The sequence below is a fragment of the Tritonibacter sp. SIMBA_163 genome, from assembly GCF_046535935.1.
In the GTDB taxonomy this organism is placed as follows: Bacteria; Pseudomonadota; Alphaproteobacteria; order Rhodobacterales; family Rhodobacteraceae; genus Epibacterium; species Epibacterium scottomollicae.
In genome coordinates, this window is sequence record NZ_JAWJBP010001341.1 from 1 (window position 1) to 235 (window position 235).

At 34.5% G+C, this 235-nt stretch carries 1 protein-coding gene; it reads left to right on the forward strand.

What is annotated here, in order from left to right:
* Nucleotides 1-235: hypothetical protein (locus tag R0J92_RS26655; protein ID WP_411053896.1), on the forward strand; the 235-nt coding region annotated here is incomplete at both ends.

Consider the following 235-nt stretch of genomic DNA (forward strand, 5'->3'; position numbering starts at 1 on the left):
CTACGTGTAAACCTTCAAAGTTCTAATATCGAATTACTGATTAGTGAAATTGAAGGCAGTGACTTTTTATCGGATAAATCAGGGTATCAAAATGCAAGCATTGAAGATAAAGTCCGAATGAAAACACCCTACATCCAAACTACGTTACTGGTTAACGAATTAGTTAATCTTGAACATGATATTGTGGGCGGTTATATCAGAATTAAAGAAAAGTCAGGGAAAAGAAAGGATAGGT